This is a genomic window from Brumimicrobium glaciale, assembly GCF_004152935.1.
In the GTDB taxonomy this organism is placed as follows: Bacteria; Bacteroidota; Bacteroidia; order Flavobacteriales_D; family Crocinitomicaceae; genus Brumimicrobium; species Brumimicrobium glaciale.
In genome coordinates, this window is the sequence record NZ_SETE01000004.1 from 232,990 (window position 1) to 257,320 (window position 24,331).

Annotated in this window: 15 protein-coding genes; 10 read left to right on the forward strand and 5 right to left on the reverse strand. The window is 34.7% G+C overall.

All coding sequences use genetic code 11. The annotated features are described in order from the left end of the window. Positions 1–924: 924 nt before the first annotated feature. The 3 genes from ERX46_RS10925 to ERX46_RS10935 form a co-directional block, all read right to left on the reverse strand. Positions 925–1,674, reverse strand: coding sequence for a LytR/AlgR family response regulator transcription factor (locus tag ERX46_RS10925; protein WP_130093906.1), 750 nt, complete (start codon positions 1,672–1,674; stop codon positions 925–927). Between the two features lie 541 nt (positions 1,675–2,215). Then, positions 2,216–4,978, reverse strand: coding sequence for a sensor histidine kinase (locus tag ERX46_RS10930; protein WP_130093907.1), 2,763 nt, complete (start codon positions 4,976–4,978; stop codon positions 2,216–2,218). Between the two features lie 618 nt (positions 4,979–5,596). Next, positions 5,597–7,066, reverse strand: a complete 1,470-nt coding sequence (locus tag ERX46_RS10935; RefSeq protein ID WP_130093908.1) for a hypothetical protein — start codon at positions 7,064–7,066, stop codon at positions 5,597–5,599. A gap of 255 nt (positions 7,067–7,321) precedes the next feature. Here ERX46_RS10935 and ERX46_RS10940 point away from each other — a divergent pair, with 255 nt between their 5' ends. Next, positions 7,322–8,014: a pseudouridine synthase gene (locus ERX46_RS10940; RefSeq protein WP_130093909.1), complete on the forward strand. Its 693-nt coding sequence runs from the start codon at positions 7,322–7,324 to the stop codon at positions 8,012–8,014. Positions 8,015–8,433: 419 nt separating this feature from the next. Here the strand turns inward: ERX46_RS10940 and ERX46_RS10945 are convergent, their stop codons facing one another. Beyond that, positions 8,434–9,015 carry a DUF1287 domain-containing protein gene (locus ERX46_RS10945; RefSeq protein WP_130093910.1) on the reverse strand — a complete coding sequence of 194 codons (582 nt, stop codon included), beginning with the start codon at positions 9,013–9,015 and terminating at the stop codon, positions 8,434–8,436. A 1,855-nt stretch (positions 9,016–10,870) separates the two neighbouring features. After that, on the reverse strand, positions 10,871–12,118 hold the full coding sequence (locus ERX46_RS10950; protein ID WP_130093911.1) for a cystathionine gamma-synthase family protein: 1,248 nt from the start codon (positions 12,116–12,118) through the stop codon (positions 10,871–10,873). Between the two features lie 1,062 nt (positions 12,119–13,180). On the opposite strand from ERX46_RS10950, the gene ERX46_RS10955 reads away from it, so the two are divergent. The 9 genes from ERX46_RS10955 (at position 13,181) to ERX46_RS10995 (ending at position 24,279) form a co-directional block, all read left to right on the forward strand. Continuing rightward, complete coding sequence (locus ERX46_RS10955; protein ID WP_130093912.1) at positions 13,181–13,627, forward strand: Lrp/AsnC family transcriptional regulator; 447 nt, start codon at positions 13,181–13,183, stop codon at positions 13,625–13,627. A gap of 1,447 nt (positions 13,628–15,074) precedes the next feature. After that, complete coding sequence (locus ERX46_RS10960; RefSeq protein ID WP_130093913.1) at positions 15,075–15,638, forward strand: thioredoxin family protein; 564 nt, start codon at positions 15,075–15,077, stop codon at positions 15,636–15,638. Between the two features lie 1,030 nt (positions 15,639–16,668). Next, on the forward strand, positions 16,669–17,160 hold the full coding sequence (locus tag ERX46_RS10965) for a UpxY family transcription antiterminator (RefSeq protein ID WP_242494567.1): 492 nt from the start codon (positions 16,669–16,671) through the stop codon (positions 17,158–17,160). 674 nt (positions 17,161–17,834) lie between these two features. Continuing rightward, positions 17,835–18,833: an SDR family oxidoreductase gene (locus ERX46_RS10970; RefSeq protein ID WP_130093914.1), complete on the forward strand. Its 999-nt coding sequence runs from the start codon at positions 17,835–17,837 to the stop codon at positions 18,831–18,833. A 253-nt stretch (positions 18,834–19,086) separates the two neighbouring features. Next, a complete protein-coding gene (locus ERX46_RS10975; RefSeq protein ID WP_130093915.1) occupies positions 19,087–19,464 on the forward strand; it encodes a hypothetical protein in 378 nt (125 codons plus the stop codon). Between the two features lie 209 nt (positions 19,465–19,673). Then, positions 19,674–21,278: a glucose-6-phosphate isomerase gene (pgi, locus tag ERX46_RS10980; protein WP_130093916.1), complete on the forward strand. Its 1,605-nt coding sequence runs from the start codon at positions 19,674–19,676 to the stop codon at positions 21,276–21,278. Positions 21,279–21,447: 169 nt separating this feature from the next. Further along, positions 21,448–21,804 (forward strand): four helix bundle protein, encoded by a 357-nt coding sequence (locus ERX46_RS10985; RefSeq protein ID WP_207214163.1) that lies wholly within the window; start codon positions 21,448–21,450, stop codon positions 21,802–21,804. A 55-nt stretch (positions 21,805–21,859) separates the two neighbouring features. After that, positions 21,860–23,269: a nucleotide sugar dehydrogenase gene (locus ERX46_RS10990; RefSeq protein ID WP_130093918.1), complete on the forward strand. Its 1,410-nt coding sequence runs from the start codon at positions 21,860–21,862 to the stop codon at positions 23,267–23,269. Next, a complete protein-coding gene (locus ERX46_RS10995; RefSeq protein ID WP_130093919.1) occupies positions 23,269–24,279 on the forward strand; it encodes an NAD-dependent epimerase/dehydratase family protein in 1,011 nt (336 codons plus the stop codon). Before ERX46_RS10990 ends, ERX46_RS10995 begins: the two co-directional genes overlap by 1 nt. Positions 24,280–24,331: the final 52 nt, after the last annotated feature.

The window sequence follows — 24,331 nt, forward strand, 5'->3', positions numbered from 1 at the left end:
AGTTTAAAGCATGTAAAAAGTTATTACAAGACATGTTTCATTAACAGACTTATTTGATTCATTAATGGATGATTTCATGTGTTTCATCGAATAATTATTGACTCTGATAGAAGATTTACAGTAAAATAGAGCGTTGTAGAATTCTAATAAAGTGAGAGTATTCCTGACCGATATTTAAAATATAGGCATACATTACTGTACTATTTTGAAGGCGTTTTGTAACGGTTTCCATCGTTTATCGGATGGACTAGTGTCCATCCCTACTAATATACCGTTCCGCTGGAACTGAGTTTTTCATCAAGTAAAAAAGATATATATAAGAAATATATTCAAGTCCGTTAAATACATAGTTCTACCCTTATCTTTAGAAAGAGTAAAGTAGATCACCCACACAAAATCATATAGAGCTATTTTTTATCACAGAATTACAAATAGAATATCCATAATTATCCCTTCTGCTGAAGGATTAACAATAATAAAGATGGTTCTACCACGAATTTAATGGTTTATCCCTGATTCAGTAATTTTGACAAAAAGAGAATGTGAAACAAACAGAAGGGATTCCTCGGCGTTTCACTTTGTCGGAATGACGGGGGTTTGGTTTAACGAGTCGTAAAAAACGGTGCTCAAGCTTCGCTTGAGCACCATTTTTTTTTTACGAAAACCAACAAGCTGAGTCGTCATTCTGACAAAGTTTTAATTCTTACATAAGAATTAAAATGCCGAAGAATCTCTTTTTTGAAATTTTGATAAGATGGCTGCAATATTAGTTAAGCAATATTCTTCCATTATTTTCATAGTAGAACCATAAAGATCTAAGAAATATGGATTTGAAAACTACAGTTATTTGCTCAAGTGATGCGCTCACGACAAGTAACAATTTAGAAGCAGTAAAAGATGGAGTTGATTTAAGCCAATGGGGATCTACATCAATAAAGACTCCTCAAAAACTGATTTTTTATACTTCGATAACTTCGCAATTATCTTATTCTCTAGTTCAATAGTTAAATTTGATTTGGAATATAATTTGAGAAAGTGAATATTAACAATCCAAGATTTATGGGTCCGAATAAAATTGTTGTTATTCTCAAATAAATTTTCAAAATGCTTAAGGTTTTTGCTTACTATATATTTGCTCTCATCAATTAAGAATATAAAACTATAGGATTCGCAAGCTTCAATCGCTATAATTTCATCTAGTGGTATTACTTTTTGATCGCCTTGATGAGGAATAATAATTTTACTCACAATATTCTCCTTTAAACTCTCTACCAGAACTTTGTAATTTATGGATGCACTAAAAAGTTTTTGTTTATCGATAAACTTTTCAATCGCTTTTTTTAATTTATTTATATCAATTGGTTTCAACAAATAGTCAACAGCTGAAACTTGAAATGCCTTGATTGCATAATGATCATAAGCGGTTACAAAAATAATCTCGAAGTCGATTTGGTCGAAAAATGAAGTGATTTCATAACCTGAATAATTAGGCATTTCTATATCTAAAAAGACCAAATCGGGTTTATGTTTTTTTATAGCTTCCACCGCTTGCTCAACATCTTCACATTTTTCAACTATATTAATTTCAGGACAAAAATTCGAAAGTAAATTAGACAGAATGTTTCTAGCACTTTGTTCATCATCAACTAATATGGCATTATAGGTGTTTTGCATACTTACAAATATTAAACTTAATATTTAATTATCAGAGAAATATATATGAATAGTCACTTTAATTTTAGGAACAGTCTAAAAATATGTCTCTATATGAAATACTGTGGGTAATCAATTTTAATCCTTTGAAAAATTAATAGTTCTACTACTTATTTAATTGTAACCTACATAATCTGTATTTCAGCTAGTTAGTCCCGTAGGGTTGGCATACTAATAATCAAGGGCGAAGGTCCTTGGTTTAAAACAAATAGATATAATACAAAACCCAATAAAATCGACCTAATTGCATGCAATTAGGTCGATTTTATTGGGTTTTGTATCGTTTGGCGGATGGACTTACGTCCATCCCTATTAACATGCCGTCCCTCTGGGACTTCTAACAATAAATACTTAAATAACAGGCGCTTATAAAATAAAAAGAAATTTATTTTATAAGAAAGTTTCCATTTAAATAAAAGTAGAACCAAATTAACAATCGTTTAGCTTCAATTAAACCATAGATTTTAAATCTACCCACACAAAAACATATAGAACCAGAATATTAAAATCTTCTTTTGAACGGTATTTTGAGAATAACAATTGTTCCAGTTGCTAAATCTCCATCTGTTAAGTCTTCAAAATCTACTCCCACATCTTTACCATACAATTCTTTCAGTATTTCTAGGCGGGTATTAATTGATTTTATAGAAAAAGAGTCATGCAATTTATGTTGACGTTGTTTAATTTCATTCGACTTTTTTCTACCGATTCCATTGTCCTCAATTTTACAGATTAATGTTTCATTTTTAAAAATAAATTCTATGCCTAATATTTTAGCTCCTTTTTTATGCAGAAGTCCGTGTTTTAGCGCATTCTCTACAAATGGTTGAATTAGCATTGGGGGAATCTCTATATCTTTTATCCCATTCGTTTTAATTTGAAAAGAAAAGTCATTCTTAAATCTTAATTCTTCGAGGCTTAAATAAACGCTTAAAACATCGACTTCCTCCTCAAAATCTATAAACTCCCTGTCCGAATGATTAAGGATTTTCCTAACGAGCAAAGCAAATTTACTGATATAGTTATATGCATTTTCTTTGTCTTGTTGTAATATTAAATCTTGAATTGAGTTCAAAGAATTAAAAATAAAGTGAGGATTCATCTGTGATTTCAGAGCCGTGAGTTGAGTCTTATTAAATTTATTTTCAATAAGTAACTTGTTTTTCTGTTTACGAATTTGAAAGTATAAAACGATAAAAACAATGAGTAAAAAGAATATTGCAGCGAGAATAAAGAAACTGGTTTTTAGCCAAAATGGTTTTTGAATTTTGAAATCGTAAGCAATAACATCACTATAGTTTGAATCATAAACTGACCTTACTTTGAAAGTGTAGGCACCTGGGGGAAGTGATTTATATTCAAAAACATTATTCTCATACGTGCTCGTAACCCATTCCTCATCTACCCCAACAAGTTGAAATTCGTAATGTATATCGTTGCGGTATTTTAATGTTTTTGAAGCAATTTCAAAAACAAATTTATTATTTTCATAGTTGAAGTTATGTTTTGCTGTGTCAATCGTTTTGTCATTTACTTTTATGGAAGTCAATTCTAGAAAAGGAGTATAGACATCATTTCTTATTTCAGAAAGCAAAATATTTTGGACACCTTTATTGGTCACTATCCAAAGCATTCCCCTACTCAATTCAAAATCTAAAATATTCTTGGCATTTAAGCCATTTGTGTAATTTATAGATTGAACTAATTCACCCGATTTCGTAATTCGATTGATTCCATTATCCGTAGCTAAAAATATATCATCCTCATAAAACTTAATCAATTTAATTTTATTGGACATCAGCCCAGTGGAAGTTGACCATATTTCAATCAACGAGTCATTCTCAAACAACAATAAACCATGCCGTTTGGTTGCTACATAAATCTTTCCATCTGAAAACTTAATATCATCAGCCAGAACATCTTTACCATTCAATAGAAATAACCTATCATTTTTTAATCCGAAAATTCGTAATCCTACCGCGGTTCCTTGATATATTGACTTACTTAAACTGTCGTAACCTATTGAATAAGATCTAAAATTACTTGATCTAGATTTTTTAATCTTAACATTATTACTATCCAACCAATATAAATATGAGTTAGAGACGGTGAGGTATTTATGGTTTTCAAAATAACAAACGTCTTTTACCGACCCCGGTATAGACGCTAGGTTTTTGTTATTCGAATAGCTTAGTAAATTATCATTCTTTCCATTAAAAAAGAGCGCATTCAATTCGGGAATACTTTTTAATAACTCAATTCGTTTATTACTTTTCTCAACGATTTTTATCGTTTTTCCTAAAGAATCAATTTTAATAATTTCGCCTGCTTGAGTTCCAAAAAACAGGCTTTCATTTTTCATTTTTGCGACTTTAACTATTTCTGAATTTGTAAAATCAAATTGTATGTCCTGAAAACCAGTGTTAGGCACAACAATGATCCCTTTTCCAAAGGTGCCCAGCAATGAATTCCCTTCATGATCACTCAAAAAACAAGAAATTATATTCTTTTCAAAGACTAAATTGGAGGGTAATGTAAAATGACCAGTATCTTTATAAAAGTAAGCTCCACCCGTTAAATTAGCCACCCAAATGCTCTTATTATCTGTATAAATTCGAAAATCACTTCTTGATGAAGGCATGTTTGGAAGTTCGATTGAGGAGGAATCGGACAGCTTTTTTATTATTTCGAGGGTATTTCTATTGAAACCTATCAGCTTGTTTTCAATCTCCATAAAATTTGGAAATATCACCTTAAAATCTATTTCTAAAGAGCGAGTGGTTAATTGACCATTAGAAATCTGAATGAATTCATTTTCCAAGGTATTATAGAATAATAGACTGTCTGTCAAAGTCTTATAAGCAGAGTGATTATGGTCTAATTCTTTATCATATAAAGTTAAAATTTCCTTTTCATTACTTAATTGATATATCTTCTTGGAAAAAATTATCAATCGTTCTTGATCGTCAAATTTAATCGAAATATTATTTTTAATGAGACTATCTGGAATGGTGAAATAAACTTTACAAGTATCATTTTTAACCTGAAAAATTTGTCCATTTAAATTATGACAATAAATATTCCCTTGCTTATCCTCAATTAGATTAAAAAGGGAATTGTCAATCATTTTTTCACATTCAATGTTTTTTATTTCGTAACCATCAAATTTATAAAGACCATTATCCGATGTAATCCAGTAATTTAGTTGACTGTCTTGATGCAAATCATAAATATCAAAACCCATTAATTCCTCAGCTCCGAGCATAAAATGAGATGGTTGCTGAGCCAGGCAAAATTGAAAAATTGAAGCAAAGAATATGAATATGAATATGTAGTGTTTTAATTTCAAATTATTATTTTGATGAAACCATAAATAATGAATGTTTCAAAAGTCAATATAGCTATATTCAAGCTTAAATCTAGAGCATTGAGTAATTTAAGTTGGTTTTAAATAAAAATAAGGCAAAACCGACCTCTTTTAGAATTCCACAATTTAAGAATGGAAAAATAAATAATTGGACTAAAATAGATCGAAATAGACTAAAAGTGTAACCTGTTCATTTGAGAAGGGAATTCTGTAACTAGCGGAATATTTAGACACTAAACATGAGACACAAGATATTAGACATTAGACTTTAGACATTAGACACAAGAGATTAGATATTAGATATTAGACATTTAAATTATTGTGTTATTTCTAACATCAAAATATAGTGTTGGATATAAAAGTTTTTGAAGCTAAAGCTAGACACACTATAGTGCATATTTTTAACTATTTATTAGACCAATGAAAATCTAATCTCAATTACTTACGCCTCAACCTGTGCCGATTTTCATCGGTATATTCAAACTCAAATCTGTAATTCTGATTTTTTCATCAGAATTATAAAATTGTTTTCTTCATTCCTTCTAGGACAAAGAACCATGCATATCTCCACATTGATCTGGTCGGATCACGTTTGAAATCCTCTACTTCACTGTTCTTTTCAATTGGTGGATTTAATAATTTACTGGCTACAAATGAAACCACTTTTCTTCGCTCACCTTCTTGATCAAAAACATCCACTGCGATATCTTGTGACTGAATCATAAATGTTCCATCGGCATCTCCTCTAGAATCCATGTGCGATCTTAATTCTGTAATTAATCCACTCAATTCGACATTCACAGCTGGACGAAGCATACTATTAAGCGCGCTGGTTTCAACATTTGTAGCATGTGCGTCCATTACAAAAGTCTCCACATTTGCGAATTGATTATATGAAAGATCGACCCTAACCAAAGACCCTGGACCCATTGCAAAATTTCCTTTTAAAATTGCATTTTGTTTTCTTTCTGGAATATTGTGAAGATGCGTCAATCGAGCGTTAACATCATTCAAGTCTATTTTACTAATCTTTCCATCTTCTCCTTTCATGGAATAACTAATCCTTGAATTCTTTGCTTCAAGCGCTTTCCCATCTATTATAAAATCTAATTTTTGAACCATTTGTCCGTAGGTTGGCTTAGCTTTCGAGTATTCTGGAATAGTTTTGTCGCGGTAAACATCCAATTGAAAAGAATCTATTTGAATTTCATTTAAAACAATCTTCTCTAATTTATTTTTAGTCGTTATCAAATCGATGCTATCAATTACTAATCTATGAGCAACTAAATCCACATGTTCTTTTTGTTCAGGAATATGATTTATATAGTCTTGTTTTGAATAACGTGTAAAAAGTTTAAAAGTGTCTATTTCAAATTTATGATTTTCGTAACTCAAATAATCTACTGAAATATCATGGAGTACACCTGCTTTTTGTCTCAGAAATTGAACAGTTAACTTTTCTATTTGATCAAATTTTACGTCATCTAAATTTCCTAAGGTCGCTTCTAAATTCGCCCCTAAAACTCTTGTTATGGTATCATTAATTCCTTCAGCGTTTTTCTCCATTGAATAAAAGTCCAGGCCTTCAATTTGCACTTTTCTTAATGCGAAAGGTTTTTGATCATTCTTCTTATCGCTATTATTCTTTACTGAATCAACTTTAGTCGAGTCAATATCAATTTTGAAATGATTTAACTTTACGTTTTTAGCATAAGATTTTCGGATCAAAATGGTATCAGAAGAAATGATTTTCATTATTCCAATTGTCAAACTCACTTCTTCGGCTTCTACTTCAAGAATTTCGTTTGAAAACCTTAGATCTTTCAATACAATATTTCCAGAAAAACTCATCTTAAAATCAGAATAAGATACTTTATCTTGCTTCTCTAATTGTTTTCCAATATAATATTCAAGCGTAAAAATCGCTGATAAGTAAAGTATTGCAAGAATAGCAACGACTATGATAGTTGTTTTTAAAGCCTTCATTAGTGTATTTTGAGAGATAAATATAGGGAATAATAATTAATTAGGGAGGAAAAAAAGAATTACGCGGAGATTACGCAGAGGTGCAGAGATTCACAGAGAAGGAGAAGGTTTTGGTGTTGATGTTTGATTAAACAATGTAGGCATTGAAATAATTACGAATGGTTGAATCATTGAATGATTGAATCGTTGAATCACGAATTTAAAACATTGTAATCCACCAACAGGAAAAAATTATCTTTATGGTTTTATAATTCAATGGAAGCACAATTAGAAATAGTGTACGAGGATGATTTTATCATTGCAATCAATAAACCTGCGGGATTATTGGTTCATCGGTCAAAAATAGCACGTGATGTCAAAGAGTTTGCTTTGCAGATATTGCGTGATCAAGTTGGATATCAGGTCACTCCTATTCATCGATTGGATAGAAAAACATCTGGTGTTTTATTATTTGCTAAAAATCAAGAATTTGTGCATCCTTTTCAATTGGCTTTGCAAGATGAAAACACAAAGAAAAGATATTTAGCCATTGTTCGGGGATATTTCCCTGAGGAAATTTTGGTAGATCATCCGCTAATTAATGAAAGAGGAAAAGAACAAGAAGCTGTTACTCAATTTCGATTATTAAAACATACTGAAATTCCTTTGGCTTCAGGTAAATTTGAAACTTCCCGCTATTCCTTAATAGAAGCGCTCCCAAAAACAGGAAGAATGCATCAAATTAGAAAACACCTAAATCATTTGCGTCACCCAATTATTGGAGATCGTCCGCATGGGTGTAATAAACAAAATGCGCTTTTCTTGAAGGAGTTTGGAATGGAGAAAATGTTGCTGCATGCTGAAAGTTTGAGGATAATGCATCCATTTTTGGAGGAGGAATTGGTGGTTGAGGCGGGATTGCCTGGGCATTTTTTGGAGATGATGGGGCGATTGATAATGGATAATTGATAATTGATAATTAGTGGCGTTGATGGGGTAACCGCGGAGGGAGCGGAGGTTTTCGCAAAGGGAGCGGAGAAGAGAAAAAAGGGAGAGATTTTAGGGAGAGGGAAAAGAAGAATGACGCAGAGGTACGGTGAGGAGCAGAGATTCGCAAAGAAGAAAGAAAAAGAAGAAAAGAATGACGCAAAGTTTCGCTGAGGAACAGAGATGCGCAGAGGGGGAAGGTTTTACACAGAGGGCACTGAGAAGGCAAAGAGATTCAAAGAGAGAAGAGAATAAAATGAAAAGAAGAATTACTCGGTTAATTCGCCGAAAAGATCTCACAGATGATGAAAGAGAACGCTAAGAAATTATAGAATCCGAATTATGAAAAGGCCATATTTTCTGGTGCATCTCACACTCTCTACTCTCCTTCTCCCTGTAGATTAATGCTCAAGCATGAATCTATAGTGCCCTGTGATTTTAAAACTGAAAAGACAATCTTCCACTACTTGACCTGCTCCGATATTGTGGACTATCATTGGTCTTTTTCCGTCGTTTGATTTTCTGTCGACTACTATTCCAATATGAGTCATGCCATTTTGGAGTTTCCAACTTACGACATCTCCGGGTTTGTAGTCTTTTGAATTATTTGAAATCGGTAAACTGGCCCCCTGACGCTCAAAGTATTTCATCAAATTAGGAACGCGGCGGTGATCAATGTTTCTATCTGTTGATTTTAAGCCCCAATCTTTGGGATAGGCTGAGAAATTATTCTTCATGTCTTCATGAACTTCCTTTTGTAAGTCAATGTCTAGTTTTCTAAAAGCACGAATGATTACGTCTGTACAAACGCCTTTGTCACTGGGAACATCACCATTTGGGTAGGAAATAGAGTAATAACTCGGATCGTAAATGACTTTATCTTTTGTCAATTCTAATGCTGCGTTGGAAATTTCAGTTCCTATTTGAGTGAAGGCTAAAGAAAAAGAAATAATGCTGAGGAATAGACTGAGGAATATTTTCATTTAGAAAGAGTTTTAATTTGTAGAATATTTGATTTTAACGTGAATTTAAAGTAAATATTGTGAGGAGTTAACTGCTAAGGATGAGGAAGAATAACCGCAAAGGAGGGCGCGGAGTTTTTCGCGAAAGGCGCGGAGAAGAGAAAAAAAGAATTATGCAGAGGTGCGCAGGAGGTGCAGAGATTCGCAGAGAAAGAAAAAAGTTATTGTTGGGGTTTGAAGGGAGGAGAAAAAAAAAGAATTACGCGGAGGTGCGCAGGAGGTGCAGAGATTCGCAGAGAAAGAAAAAAGTTATTGTTGGGGTTTGAAGGGAGGAGAAAAAAAAAGAATTACGCGGAGGTGCGCAGGAGGTGCAGAGATTCGCAGAGAAAGAAAAAAGTTATTGTTGGGGTTTGAAGGAAGGAGAGAAAGAAGAATTACGCGGGGCTCAGAGGGGCAGAGCTTGCCGAAGTAATCATTGCCGAATGTGATTAGGGAGGGAGAGATTGCACTGAAGCTCAGAGAGAGAAACCTTTTCCACTAAATTTCATAAATGAAATTTCATGAACATGGTACGGATGGTTTGCAAACCATCCACTAACGCTCATTCCTAAAAGCAAAAACTCCATAAAGCGAAGCCAAATCTCTCTTTTAAAAAGCGATTTCTTTTCTACTTAAATTTTGAAATTTCAACTGGCATGGAGCGGACGGTTTGCAAACCGTCCGCTCCATTCTTATGCTTAATCGCAAGCGATTAAGGAGGCAAATAATGATTCTCATATTTGATTCATGGATTTCCTTTTCCCTAAATTTCAGATATGAAATTTCATGAACATGGTACGGATGGTTTGTAAACCATCCTCTAATGCTCATTCCTAAAAGCAAAAACTTCATAAAGCGAAGCCAAATCTCTCTTCTTTTAAAAGCGATTTCATTTCTCCTTAAATTTTAAAATTTCAACTGGCATGGAGCGGACGGTTTGCAAACCGTCCGTACCATTCTTATGCTTAATCGCAAGCGATTAAGGAGGCAAAGAATGATTCTCATATTTGATTCATGGATTTTCTTTTCCCCTAAATTTCAGATATGAAATTTCATGAACATGTTACGGATGGTTTGTAAACCATCCTCTAACGCTCATTCCTAAAAGCAAAAACTCCATAAAGCGAAGCCAACTCTCTCTTTTTTTTAAAAGCTATTTCCTTTCTCCTTAAATTTTGAAATTTCAACTAGCAGAGAGCGGAAGGTTTACAAACCGTCCGTACCATTCTTATGCTTAATCAAAAGCGATTAAGGAGGCAAATAATGATTCTCATATTTGATTCATGGATTTTCTTTTCCCTAAATTTTATATATGAAATTTCCCCGAGCATGGTACGGATGGTTTGTAAACCATCCTCTAACGCTCATTCCTAAAAGCAAAAACTCCATAAAGCGAAGCCTAATCTCTCTTTTTAAAAGCGATTTCATTTCTCCTTAAATTTTGAAATTTCAACTAGCAGGGAGCGGACGGTTTACAAACCGACCGTACCAATCTTATGCTTAATCGCGAGCGATTAAGGAGGCAAAGAATGATTCTCATATTTGATTCATGGATTTTCTTTTCCCTAAATTTCATAAATGAAATTTCCCCGAGCATGGTACGGATGGTTTGTAAACCATCCTCTAACGCTCAATCCTAAAAGCAAAAAATCCATAAAGCGAAGACAAATCTCTCTTTTAAAAAGCGATTTCATTTCTCCTTAAATTTTGAAATTTCAACTAGCAGGGAGCGGACGGTTTGCAAACCGTCCGTACCATTCTTATGCTTAATCGCAAGCGATTAAGGAGGAAAACACCAATTAATTTCGCCTCTAAACTCTCCCTCAATACTCAAGTATTAAACTTTGTTTAATGCTTGCTCTACATCTGAGATTATATCGCCAGCATCCTCCACTCCTATCGAAATACGAACTAAATTTGCTGTTACTCCCATGCGTTCTCTGGCTTTTGGCTCGATTGCGCAGTGTGTCATTGTTTGTGGGTGTTGTGCTAAACTTTCTGTACTTCCTAAACTTACGGCCAATTGAATTAACTCAAGTGCATTTAAGAATTTGAATGCTTCTTTTTCTCCGCCTTTGATGTTGAATGAAATCATTGCTCCTGGAGCGTTGTATTGACGTTTATACAATTCATAATAAGGTGAATCTTCTCCTATCAATCCTAAATAATGAACTTTTTCTACTTTATCGTGTGTATTTAAGAAATTCGCCACTTTTTGAGCATTTTCTGATTGCTTTTCCATTCGGATTTTCAATGTTTCCAAACTTCTTAGCATTAACCATGCAGTATGTGGACTCACCATATTCCCCAAGAAAGTTCTTAATGTTTTCACACGAATCATCAATTCTGAATTCCCCATTACAGCTCCAGCAATTAAATCACTGTGACCACCGATGAATTTCGTTGCAGAATAAACAACTAAATCAGCTCCAATTTCTAATGGCTTTGACCAAACTGGTCCCATGTACGTATTGTCTACACAAACATAAGTTTTACCTTCTCCATTTTTGTGATTTGCCGCAATACGGTTACACATTTCTATGTCAATAATAGAATTCGTTGGATTGGCAGGTGTCTCAATGTAAATCATTCCCAAACGATCTGCTTTTCCAGTCGCTTTAATAATTGCTTCGATCTGTTCTTCAGAATCATCTGCGTGAAAAGCCACTGAATCTACTCCAATTTTCGGTAAGAAATCATGTATAAAATGATCTGTTCCTCCATAAGTTGGCGAACTATATAGTAGTAAATCACCAGGCTTCAAGAATTCTAATAAAACTGTACTTATGGCCGACATTCCACTTTCGAAAACTGCACTATCATCGGCTTTATCCCATAATGACAAACGATTTTCTAAGATCTCTAAATTTGGATTATTGATTCGGCTGTAAATCAATCCTAATTCTTCGCCCTCATCTTTTGGACGTAAACCATAAGCCAATTCAAAAAATGCTTTTCCTTCTTCAGCTGTTTTAAATACAAATGTTGATGTTTGGAAAATTGGACATTTGATCGAACCTTCTGATAATTCAGGTTTGTATCCGTGGCTCATCATTAAACTTTCTGGCTTGAAATTCTTTTTCATTACATTGATTTTTGTTCTTTACAAAGTTAAGATATTGATGTTATATTTCTATATTTATAGAATAATAGGAAAAACGTTCTTCAAAGTTATTAATTTGGGTGTTTTTATTCTTTTATAGGTGAAGGATTGTTGTGGAAAAGGGATGGTTTTCTGTTTTAAATGATTAACAGGGAAGGGTTTTAACTAAGAAGGGCACGGAGGAACAAAAGAATTACGCAGAGTGGCGCGGAGGGGCAGAGTTGCGCAGAGAAAAGAAAGAATTACGCAGAGATACGCGGAGGGGCAGAGTTGCGCAGAGGGTTTTAACCGCAGAGGGCGCGGAGATTTCGCGGAGAGCGCCTGCGGCACTTGGTTGTTTCACAGAGGGTAAAGGAGGATTTTCACAGAGATGCACGGAGGAAAAAAAAAGGGGAGGGTTTAAACTGGAAGGGTGCGGAGAAAAGAAAGAATTACGCAGAGTTGCGCGGAGGGGCAGAGATTCGCAGAGGGTTTTAACAAGGAAGGGCGCGGAGGAAATAGGTTTGCGGGGAGCGCCTGTGGCACTTGGTTGTTTCACAGAGGGTAAAGGAGGGTTTTCACAGAGATGCACGGAGGAAAAAAAAAGGGAGAGGGTTTAAACTGGAAGGGTGCGGAGAAAAGAAAGAATTACGCAGAGATACGCGGAGGGGCAGAGATTCGCAGAGGGTTTTGACCGCAGAGGGCAGGGAGAAGGCAAAGGGTGCGGAGAAGAGAAAAAAGACCGCAGTTGTGCATCTCGCATAGTCATCGGGAGCAGCGGAGCAAGTTTAAGGAGCAAGTTTAGGGAGGGGATGGAAATGCTTATTGATTTCGCCTCAAGACTCATTACTCGAGACTCAATACTGTTATTACATCGCATCGTGTTAAGCCCCGGCGGAAATGAATAGCTGGGTGAACGCATTTATGAATTTTGCTTGGTGATGCAGAGCGACCAACGGAATGCTCCTGTAGCGCTTAGCAAAATCATAAAAGGCGGAACCCACTAGAAAATGTAGACGGATTAAGGCTCCAAATAATTAATATTCAATTAAGAATTAAAAAAATATGTACGAAATAGACGAATTAGACAGGGAAATTATTGCATTGTTGAAGAGGGATGCGAAGTTAAGTATTAAGGAAATTGCGAATTTGGTGGGGATTACGACGACGCCGGTGCATAATCGCATCAAAAAATTGGAAAAATCGGGTGTGATTGAAAAATATGTTGCTGTCATCGATAATAGAAAGTTGAACAATGGAATGTATGTTTTTTGTTCGGTTTCATTGGATGTTCAGAAATTAAAGGAAATTGAAATTTTCAAAGAGGAGATTAGAAAATTGCCGGAGGTTTTGGAATGTTATTTAATGGGTGGAGCGAATGATTTCTTGTTGAAAGTTATGGTGAAAGATTTGGATGCTTATCATCAGTTTTCTTCGGGGAAGTTGGCTGCGCTGGAGAATGTTAATCAGATTAAGAGCACTTTTGTTTTGGATGTGGTTAAAAAGCAATGAAAAATTATAAATGAAAAATAAAAAATTGTTTGGTTCAGGGGGTTGGATGGGGCGGCTGTGCCACTTTTTTCTTTTACCGCGGAGTTAGCGGAGGTTTTCGCGGAGGGTCGCAAAGAAAGGCCCACCGGTGGTGAAGAGGTAACAGAGAAAGAAAGAAGAAAATTTTAAGGGTGGGAGCGGCTGTGCCACTTGATTTAATGCAGAGCGCAAGGCGTTGCACTGAGCTTGTCGGAAGTTGGCTGCGCTGGAGAATGTGAATCAGATTAAGAGCACTTTTGTGTTGGATGTGGTTAAAAAGCAATGAAAAATTATAAATTATAAATGAAAAATTGTTTGGTTCGGGGGGGTGGATGGGGCGGCTGTGCCACTTTTTTCTTTTACCGCGGAGTTAGCGGAGGTTTTCGCAAAGGGGCGCAAAGAAAGGTCCACCGGCGGTGAAGAGAGGTAACAGAGAAAAAAGAAGAAAATTTTAAGGGTGGGAGCGGCTGTGCCACTTGATTTGATACAGAGCGCACGGCGTTGCACTGAGCTTGTCGGAAGTTGGCTGCGCTGAATAACGTGAATCAGATTAAGAGCACTTTTGTTTTGGATGTGGTGAAGAAGCAATGAAAAATTAAAAATTATAAATGAAAAATTGTTTGGTTCAGGGGGTTGGATGGGGCGGCTGTGCCACTTTTTTCTTTTACCGCGGAGTTAGCTGAGGTTTTCGCAGAGGGGCGCAAAGAAGGGGTCACCGATGGTGAAGAGGTAACAGAGAAAGAAAGAAGAAAATTTTAAGGGTGGTAGCGGCTGTGCCACTTGATTTGATACAGAGCGCACGGCGTTGCACTGAGCTAGTCGAATGTGAGGGTTTTCACGGAGGTACACAGAGAAGAGTTAATTACGAATTGGGAATTAACAATTACGAATTAAAGGATCTATACGAAGCCTTGGAGTTTACTCTGGTTTGCTGATTTGCTTTCTCAAAGCAATTCTTCATAAACTCGTTGATTTTGGCGTCAAGGCATCTATTTTGTATTGGCGAAGTGTTTCTAGTCTACTGTATTATTTTCAGGCGCTGGGTTTATAGATCAGACTTACTGTAATCTGGTCTGTTTTAAACTCACATCTTCACTCCGTATAGATCCTTCAATCGTAAAGTCAAGGACTTTAGCAATTTTCAGGATGACGCGATCCGTGGGGTTTTAAAGTGAAAAATGGGAAATAAAAAATTGATGTAGCGCATCAACTTTTTATTTCCCATTTTTCAACTCCCCACATACAAACCTCGTCATCCTGAAGTAAAGTTTAAAAATTTGTTTTTGAAGCTTTGCGAAGGATCTTTACGAAGTCTTGGAGTTTACTCTGGCTTCAGATTTTCTTGACATCTGTGAATATTGTAAACTTTTCCCTATCCAAATTGTATTATCCATTCACATTCATTAATATCACAGAAAAAAAACATAAAATGAATAATATAACAGACTGGGAAGGATATCTTGCGAAATTTGAAGAAGTCTTAGCACAAGAGACACCTCAACCACCCTATAATGACCCGATGTATTTGGATTATTTTAAATTGAATCGCAGTAGACAAAAACGTTGGTTGAAAACGGCGAAAATCAATAAAGAATTAACAAAGGCAATTAAAGCAATAGACCAAAAACAAACGTGGTATTTAATTACTGAACCTTGGTGTGGTGACGCAGCGCATAATGCTCCTTTCATTTATATGATGTCGGAAATCAATCCAAATATTACCTTGAAAATCGTTTGGAGAGATACCGAACCTTTTATGATTGATGATTACCTAACAAATGGCGGGAAAGCTATTCCTAAATTAGTGATCAGAGATGAAAACAATAAAGATTTACATACTTGGGGACCTCGCCCAGAAGAATGTCAGGTCCTTTTTACAAAACTTAAAGAAGAAAATGCTGACTTCGAAAAACAAAAGATAGAATTGCAAAATTGGTACAATGGTAATAAGGGGGAAGCTATTCAAACAGAGTTTTTGGACATTTTATCCTAAAATAACCAAAAACTCTTTTTGAATAATTACGAATTACGAATTATAAATTACGAATTCGAAGAGAGATTGCCCTGATCTAGGCTGCCTTCGACAAGCTAGTCAACGAAGCTTTATCACCGGCGACTGAGCTTGCCGAAGGTGACGAGTTCGAAGAGATATTGCCCTGATGAAGCATTGCCTTCGACAGGCTCAGTCAACGGATTACTCTTTGGTAATTGGCGCTTCCAAGGTGACGAATTCAAACAGAGTTTTTGGACATTTTATCCTAAAATAACCAAAAACTCTTTTTGAATAATTACGAATTGTTAATTGGGAATTACGAATTAGGGTTTACGAAATTGAAAAGTAAAGCTTCAATATCTGTAAGAAGTCATAAAGCTTACTCAGTTTACTGATGTTCTTTTAAGGTGCTGATTTTGTAAATAAAACTTACTGTTTGTAGGCTATCAACCCACATCTCCACTCCGTAAAGATCCTTCAATCGTAAAGTCACGGACTTTAGCGATTTTCAGGATGACGTGCTCCGTGGGGTTTTTCAATTCCCCACATACAAACCTCGTCATCCTGGAGTAAAGTTCAAAAATTTGTTTTTGAAGCTTTGCGAAGGATCTTTACGAAATCATTAAACTTACTCAGTCCCGAAAGTTTAAAACCCTAGCGACTGAGCGCGTCGATGGTGACGAATTCATAGAAGTATAACCCTGATAAACACTGCCTTCGATCCATTCGGCAAGCTCAGGAACCTCAGGCTCAGTCAACGGATTACTCTTCGGCGACCGAGCTTGTTGAAGGTGACGAATTGTAAAAGAAATTAGACTCATGAAAGTTAATAGAAATTTTCTGTTTTTGGATAAAAGTAACGAGGAACCGAACCTTAGAAAAACTCTAATTTAGAGAAATTGCTCTGTCTCAATTCTACAATAGAAAACTCACATACAACAACTTACAACTGTAACCAACCATAGAATTTCTTCAAAAAAGAATCATCTCTCCTATTTTTAGCCTTTAAAGCTACAACCTTCTAATAAAATTGTTTAAATTCGCAAACTTAAATGATAATGCAATGCCTTGGTATGTGCTCTTAACGAAACCTAAAAGTGAAAAGAAAGTGGAATCCCGCTTACTGCAATTAGACGTAAATGCATATTGCCCCACCAGAATCGAACGCCGTCAATGGAGTGACCGAGTAAAAAAGGTCGAAACTCCATTACTTCCATCGATGATATTGGTAAATTTAGAGGACAAAGAACGTGATATCGTTTTCGAAGTTCCTGGAGCATTGCGCTATCTTTTTTGGATGGGGAAACCCGCCCAAGTAAGTGAGCAAGAAATTGATGTATTGAAAGAAATGAGTGAAAACCAAGCTAACATTATTTCGGTGGAACAACTCAAAGAAGGTAGTGAAATTGATATTACCAACTTGGGAAGTGAAGTCAAAAAAGGGGTGGTGAAGAAGATCTCGGGGAATCAATGTTGGGTGGTACTCAAAAATTTAGGTTACGTCGTTAAAATCAAAATTTAACAACATATCCTAAATTTTTAATGGTTAATTATTAAGGTTTAATTATTAACGCGGGGGATCAATTGACAATGGATAATTGATAATTGATAATTCGCTGGGTGGTTAGCTGGGTGGTTATTTGACTCGGGCGGTTTTTAATTGTCAATTAAAATTGATAATTCGCAGAGTGGTTATTTGACATGATTGGAATGATTAATTTGATAATGTTGTAGGGACGGTTTGTAAACCGTCCGTATACACAGAAATCAAATTATACAAGCACCAATTGTCGAACTATATTTATTGAATACTTATAATCAACATGTTGTAAATAACAATGTGACTGATGAGGGCGAAGCCGCGGAAAATTGGGGCTTCGGCTCCGCTCAGCCACCAATTTCCAGGGAGAAGGTGCCTTCGGTAGGGAAAAGGAGAGAAAGTATTGAATATTGAAAAATAGAGGGAGTAATAGAGGAGTTAGAAAATCCTCCCCCTACCCCTCCCGATTATTTCGGGACAGGCTCTCCAAAGAGGGAGACGAAATCAAAATACCTGACACCTATTAATAATATGTATCTCTTTTTTTAACTTAGCTTATTAAATCAAAATTTAAAGAACAGAGGTATTCTTACATTTCCCTTTTTAGGGGGCAGGGGGAGGACGCTAAACACCTTTTCAAAATCATATTAAAAAAAATGAATACAGAACAATTCACAAGCTTAAAAAACAAAAACATCCTAGTAACAGGAGGCGCTGGTTTCATAGGTTCTAATCTTTGTGAAGTTTTATTAGAAATTGGAGCGGTAGTTACTTGCTTGGACGATTTTTCTACCGGAAACAAACAAAATATTAAAACCTTTCTAGAAAATTCAAACTTTACTTTAATTGAAGGTGATATTCGTGATTTAGAAACTTGTCATAAAGCTTGTGAAAAAATGGATTTTGTACTGCATCAAGCTGCCCTGGGATCAGTTCCACGTTCTATTAAGGATCCTATTAAAACAAATGAAATAAATGTTAGCGGCTTTTTAAATATGTTAGTTGCTGCAAGAGATGCTAATGTCAAACGTTTTATTTATGCTGCGAGTAGTTCTACTTATGGTGATTCTGAAAACTTACCGAAAGTTGAGCATATTATTGGTAAACCATTATCTCCGTACGCAATTACAAAATATGTGAATGAATTATACGCTGATAATTTCTTTGTAACTTATGGATTAAATACAATCGGATTACGTTATTTCAATGTTTTCGGAAGACGTCAAGATCCAAATGGGGCTTATGCTGCTGTTATTCCTTTATTCGTGAAACAATTTATGGATCACGAAAGTCCAACTTTAAATGGTGATGGAACTTATTCACGCGATTTCACATACATAGACAATGTATTGCAGATGAATTTATTGGCAATGACGACAGAAAATAAATCTGCATTAAACCAAGTCTACAATACCGCTGTAGGTGACCGCACTACTCTATTGGAATTAACTGAATTATTAAAAAAACATTTGGCTAATTTTGATAGTGAGATTTCTAAAGTAGAGATTAAGCATGGTCCGAATAGAAAAGGAGATATTCCTCATTCTTTGGCGGCTGTGGATAAAGCTAAGGAATTACTGGGTTATAATCCTACTCATGTCATTGAAAGTGGGGTTTCTGAGTCTGTTCAATGGTACTGGGATAATTTGAAATAGGATGCCGGTGGCATCTAAAAATTACCGCAGAGGGCACAAAGGAGACGCAATCCCGTACAGTTGTCGGGATCGCAAAGAAAGAAGGGTTCACCTGCGGTAAAGAGAAAAGAAGATATAACTCAAATAATTAATCTAAAAGAAAAAGTACTAAGTTAAAATCCGGAGGGATTAAGGGGAGCATCTATAAAAGTTAAGCGAATAAAGAAATCTAAAAACAACGAATAACCAAATCAACAACCAAAAAACCAAAATCATGAATACAAATTTAAAAAACCAGTGGATCGCTTTGGAAGAAGAGTACCAAGCACTACTTAAAGAAAAAGTTAACAAACACAATCTTAATAACACATCTAACATAATTCATCCATCAATTTCAAGTCAAATGACTTTTTGTAGTGATGGTGTAATTATTAAGAAACTCAACAATGGATTACATAGAAGTGGAATTAGTGTAAAAGTTTTTGATAAAACTATCGCTGAAATGAAGACTTTGGATCAAATTAAAAACGGTTCGAACGGAACAAGTGATAAATTATATTTGCCGATTATTGAGTATAAAAAAGAGGAAATAGCTGGTTATAATCCTAAGGAAGCCGCTGATCAAGACTTTTCGATTGTGATAAATGGATAAATTTGTAAAATCGTGAGTTTGTTTATTTGTATAACAGTCAATTTGTTTGGTCAAGGATTATCAAACTTTGTCATAAACGAATTAACAGAAAAAAAACGATTAAATTAAATATAACGGGAATTTGTGAGCGAGACGCAATGCAAACAAATTTACTTTCTAACGAATAACCGAAAAAACAAATTTACCCCCCGAACACCCTACTTAAAAACATGTTCCCTAAAATTAACCCTACTCAAACCAAAGCTTGGAAAAAGCTTAAAGCGCATTATCTAACGCACGGTTCGATTCACATGAATGAGCTTTTTGAAAATGATACAAATCGCTTTGAAAAGTTCTCTTTTGAGTTCGAGGATTTTCTATTTGATTTCTCTAAGAATATTATCACCGAGAAAACGATGGAATTATTGATGGAGCTAGCTGAAGAATGTCAACTATCAGAAGCTATTTCTGCGATGTTTAATGGAGAAAACATCAATGAAACTGAAGATCGAGCGGTTTTACATACTGCGTTACGTAATTTTTCGAATGAACCTGTTCTTGTGAATGGGGAGAATATTACTCCACTAGTTGAACACGAAAGAAATAGAATAAAAGCAATTTGTGAAGAAATTCATTCTGAGAAATGGACTGGTTTTACTGGGAAAAAGATCAAGACCATTGTTAATATAGGTGTTGGCGGAAGTGATTTAGGTGCGGCAATGGTTACAGAAGCGCTACAGCCTTTTTGGGAGGAAGACATGAAACCTCTTTTCATAAGCAATATAGATGGTGCCAATCTTTTAGAAGCGTTAGAAGAAATTGATTTTGAAGAAACACTTTTTATTGTGGCTTCTAAGACTTTTACAACGCAAGAAACAATGACCAATGCCACTACAATTAAAGAATTATTTCTCGAAGAATGTCATGAAGAGTCTTTTATTGAAAATCACTTTATAGCGATTACAGGAAATAAAGAGGCGGCCAATAAATTTGGGATTCCAGATGAAAATATTTTTGAAATATGGGATTGGGTTTGTGGAAGATTTAGTCTTTGGGGTTCTATGGGCATTTCTATTGCTTTAACAATCGGTTATGAGCAGTTTGAAGAACTTTTAAAAGGTGCAAATGCTGTTGATAAACATTTTAAAAATGAAAAACTAGAGAAGAGTATTCCAGTTATCATGGGGATGTTGAGTATTTGGTACATTAACTTTTTCAATGCAAACAGTGAGGCTGTCCTCCCCTACTATCATCATCTATCAAAATTCAAAGCCTATTTACAACAAGGTGCGATGGAAAGTAATGGTAAAAGCACAGACAGAAATGGTTCACCCATAAATTACCAAACAGGAGTTGTAATTTGGGGAGAAGTAGGAACAAATGGACAACATTCTTTTCATCAACTCTTACATCAAGGAACACAGTTTATTCCATGTGACTTTATCATTCCAATCAATTCTCAAAATGGTTTGCAAGATCATCAAGACAAATTATTAAGTAACGCTTTTGCACAAACAGAAGCATTGATGAAAGGAAGAACACATTCTAAAAATGAAATACCTTTTAAAATATTCGAAGGAAATAAACCAACAAATTCGATTTTAGTTAAAGAACTTACACCTTATAATTTAGGGAGTCTTCTTGCTGTTTATGAACACAAAATTTTTGTTCAAGGAATTATCTGGAATATTTTTAGTTTCGATCAATGGGGAGTTGAATTAGGGAAAGAACTTGCTTCTGATAAATTAGTCGCAATTAAAAAGCATAAACAAGCTAAAGCTTTTGATGGATCTACAAATGGATTGTTGAATAAGGTTGAAGAATGGAGGGTTTAAAAGAGTTATCATGTTATGAGGTTGTCATGTTACGGAGTTATGATTTGATGGAACTACAATTCTAAAATTAAATTTCCATCAAATCATAACAACATAACTTCATAACAACCTAACCAGATAACTTCATCACAACATCACAACATCACAATATAACTGAAAAAAATTGACCATCAAAAGCCACAAAGATTTAAATGTTTGGAAAGAAAGCATGGATCTCGTTGAAGACATTTACTCCATCTCAAAAAACTTCCCAAAAGAAGAAATTTATGGATTAACTAGTCAAATGAGAAGATGTGCAGTTTCCGTACCATCAAATATTGCTGAAGGAGCTGGTAGAAAAGGAGAAAAAGAATTTGCCCGTTTTTTATACATAGGTTTAGGTTCCCTTTCAGAATTAGAGACACAATTCGAAATAGCAATCCGCTTAAAGTACATTCCAAACGAAATTCAAACAGAGGTGATTTTTGACAAAATAATTTATATCAGAAGAATGCTTTCTAAACTAATTAAAAGCATCGTTTTATAACTAGATAACAACATCACTTCATCACAAGATCACATCACAACAATTTTAAAAAAAAATGAAAATTAAAAACATCTGCTGCATCGGAGCTGGTTACGTTGGAGGACCAACAATGTCAGTTCTTGCACTTAAGAATCCAAACATAAAAGTTACAGTTGTTGATATCAATCAAGATCGAATTAACTCATGGAATGACGAAAACTTGGGTGATTTACCTATATATGAACCTGGATTAGAGGAAATCGTTAATGAAGCAAGAGGAAGAAACTTGTTCTTTAGTACTGATGTAGAAAAAGCGATTGATGAAGCAGAAATGATCTTTATCTCAGTAAACACTCCAACTAAAACCTATGGTAAAGGAAAAGGAATGGCGGCTGATTTAAAATATATAGAACTTTGTGCTAGACAAATCGCTAAAGTTGCAACGACAGATAAAATAGTCGTTGAAAAATCCACTTTACCTGTAAGAACGGCACAAGCCATTAAAGATATTCTAGACAATACAGGTAACGGAGTAAAATTTCAAATTTTATCGAATCCTGAGTTCTTAGCAGAAGGTACAGCAGTTCAAGATTTACTGACACCAGACCGTGTTTTAATTGGTGGTGAGGAAAGTGAAGAAGGTACAATAGCTATGAATTCCTTAGTTGAAATATATGCTACATGGATTCCTAAAGAAAATATATTAACCACCAATGTTTGGTCTTCTGAACTTTCAAAATTAGTTGCCAACGCATTCCTTGCCCAAAGAGTATCCTCTATTAATGCTATATCAGAACTTTGTGAAGTCACTGGAGCTGATGTTGGTGAAGTGAGCAGAGCAATTGGAATGGACAGCAGAATTGGTCCTAAATTCTTAAAAGCTTCTGTTGGCTTTGGAGGTTCTTGTTTTCAAAAAGATATTCTCAACTTAGTTTACATTGCAAAAACTTATGGTTTAAATGAAGTTGCAGATTATTGGGAGCAAGTAATTATTATGAATGATTACCAAAAAAGAAGATTTGCCGATAATATAGTAAGTACTCTTTATAATACCGTATCTGGAAAGAAAATAACTTTCCTAGGTTGGGCTTTTAAGAAAGACACCAACGATACCCGTGAATCTGCGGCTATTTATGTGGCTGATGCTTTAATGAATGAACAAGCAGAAATAATTGTTTATGATCCAAAAGTAAGCGAGAAAAGAATTTATGAAGACCTTGATTATTTAGGTTCAAGAAGTCCAGAAGAAAATAGAAGATTACTCAAAGTCGTTAAAGACCCTTATATAGCTAGTGAAGAAGCTCATGCTATTGCTATTTTGACTGAATGGGATGAATTTATTGAATATGATTGGAAGAAAATATACGATTCAGTAGTGAAACCAGCTTTTGTATTTGATGGACGAAAGTTATTGGATGCAGAATTAATGTCAAAAATTGGATTTGATTATTCTTCAATTGGAATTTCTAAAACGCAAAACAAATAATGAAAATATTAGTAACTGGAGCAGCAGGCTTTATCGGGTATCACTTGTGTGAACAACTAATAAAGCTAGGCCATGACGTTGTTGGATTAGATAATCTAAATGATTATTATGATGTCAATTTAAAACTTGATCGATTAAAAGAGTTAGGTATTTCAGAAAAAGGAATCCAATACAACAAAAGTGTACAAAGTAATATACATGGTAAGAGACTTCAGTTTATTAAAATCAATTTGGAGGATCAAGAAAATTTACCTGTATTTTTTAAAGAAAATAGTTTTGATGTGGTTTGTAATCTGGCTGCACAAGCAGGTGTTAGGTTTAGCATTGAAAAACCAATGAAGTATGTTGAAAGCAATATTGTTGGTTTTGCTAATCTATTAGAATGTGTACGTAGTAACAAAGTTAGTAAACTAGTTTATGCTAGTAGCTCAAGTGTATATGGTTTAAACGAAAAAACCCCATTCGCTACTGATGACAATGTGGATAATCCGATTAGTATGTATGCTGCTACTAAAAAGAGCAATGAATTAATGGCACATACGTATAGCCATTTATTTGGAATTGAAACAATTGGATTAAGATTTTTTACTGTCTACGGACCATGGGGAAGACCTGATATGGCAATGTTCTTATTTACAGATGCTATTCTAAATGACAAACCTATTAAGGTATTTAATGAAGGAAATCTTTCACGAGATTTTACATACATCGACGATATTGTAAAGGGTGTAATAAATACTATTGAAAAGAAAAATCCAAATAAAAGTCTTTACAATTTATACAATATTGGAAATGGAAGTCCTATTAAATTAAATAATTACATAGAGGAAATTGAAGTTGCTACTGGAAAAGAAGCTGAAAGGATTATGATGCCCATGCAACCAGGAGATGTTGAACAAACATGGGCGGATACAAGTGCGCTTTTTAAGGATTATAATTACAAACCATCTACCAACATCAATAAAGGCATAAAGGAGTTTGTTAAGTGGTATAAAGACTACTATAAATAATTGATAAGCTTTTTATTTTTAAAAAATCATCAATATTTACACAAAAAATATT